The sequence below is a fragment of the Piscirickettsia salmonis LF-89 = ATCC VR-1361 genome (assembly GCF_000297215.2).
Taxonomy (GTDB): domain Bacteria; phylum Pseudomonadota; class Gammaproteobacteria; order Piscirickettsiales; family Piscirickettsiaceae; genus Piscirickettsia; species Piscirickettsia salmonis.
The window spans coordinates 1-1765 of the sequence record NZ_AMFF02000214.1 but is presented as its reverse complement, the minus strand read 5'-3'; the positions used below and the strand labels follow the sequence as shown (position 1 = coordinate 1765).

The window sequence follows — 1765 nt, the reverse complement described above, 5'->3', positions numbered from 1 at the left end:
ATTTTTCGCAACAGTGCCCGTGGTTGTTTGAATGGTATGGTTTATGAAGGAATAGCAAGTTGAATGAGGGATAATTTTATGGTTTCCGGTGTATTTGAAGAAGAAAAAAAAGATTTTGATGAAATCGTTAATGCCGGGTTAAGTATTTCAGAAAAAGAAGGGGAACTTGCAGAGCATATAAAAAAGCTTGAACTGTTTTTTAAGGTTAAAGAAGAAGGCTCTAATAATATCAGAAGGAGATTGGTTAATTTAAAGGATAAATTATTATGGTATAACAATGTCCTTTTACGTTTTAAAGGGAAATCTACCAAATTTTATGATTTTGAATTTAACAATGATTTTCCTCTTGAGACAATAATTGATAAAATTTCTGAAATAAATCAAAATCTTACTGATCTATTTCATATGCCATTAGTAGTCAGTAAAAAAGGTAAAGATGTAGACCACATATCTAATGAGGTTAATCTTGCGCTTACTGCTTTAGATGATCTATTCAAATCAACATTTAAAAAAATGTCCGAATTCATTTTACTTTTTAGTACGGAGCCTGACCAATTTTCGGAATTATTGAAAGAAGCGGAGAATAACGTTGAACAAACTAGGACTGCCGTCAATACAGCGAAATCTATTGTTTCAATTAAAGCAGTTGATAAATATAAAGCAGAGGTAGAAAAGGAAATAGGAAAATATATACCGAAAATATGGTTACTGTGCACCATAGCATTATTTCTAATGACTTTATATTCACCTATTTTTTCTGAATTTTTGGTAGAGAAGTATTATAAGGACTCTTATCCAGTCAATCAGGTGCTTATACTATCAATATCTTTAAAAGTTACACTTGTTGTGTTATTGGCTACAGCAACTTTATGGGTTGGTAAAATGTATAAGACCATTTCTCATCAAAATGAACTATTGAAAAATAAAGTTTTGAGTCTAGGGGCTTTTTCATCGCTAGTTTCTTCTGATGCTAATGATGATGTTAAGTCACAAATATTAATAGAGGCTACTAAATCGATTTTCAGGTCTGATTCAACGGGTTATATTGGTGATAATGAGACTGCAATGATTATTCAAAATATTGCATCGACAATAAAACCAAAATAATTTTTGCAAAACCTTCAGGAAAAATGTTAAAACTATGCCATGCTAGTTATTTTACCGTTTACAGCAAACTAAACTAGCGACATGAATATATAAACTTATTAAAGGCCATTCCTCAATGTGGCCTTTTTTTATAATATTGGCCTATAGCTATGTGTTAATATTGATGTATAGTTATGTTATAATATTGGTTTATAGCTATGTCTTAATATCCCTGTATAGCTATACCATAATGCTTATATTGTAGAGTTATATATATAAAATTATTAATTTATTGTGACTTATTGAGTCCATTTTTTTGTAATTTATCCAGCAACCTTAGCGTTGCTGTTTGAATATAGTATTTGTATTTTGAGTTATTAATTTCAACAAAAAAAACGACAATAACTTATATTTTTTTGGATGGGACATGAATTTTAATTAGCCATAAAAACTAGCTCATAAGAAATTTATCATAAAGTTTAAGTGTGGTGTCTCGCTTTCATAATCACTAATTATCGCATTAATCGACATTTTTTGTCCGACATTATTTGCATCTATAGCATTCATATAAATGTTGTTAATTATACCTTGATTTTCCAGTTTACAGTTTATTGATCGTTATATGGTTCAGGCTAAATTAATTGCATTTCACCTCACTAACTACGTAAGCGTCGCTACC

The 1765-nt window shown here is 29.9% G+C and carries 1 protein-coding gene; it reads left to right on the top strand.

Annotated elements, in window-relative coordinates:
* Positions 1-78 precede the first annotated feature (78 nt).
* Positions 79-1107, top strand: a complete 1029-nt coding sequence (locus C200_RS13485; RefSeq protein WP_016212164.1) for a hypothetical protein — start codon at positions 79-81, stop codon at positions 1105-1107.
* Positions 1108-1765 lie beyond the last annotated feature (658 nt).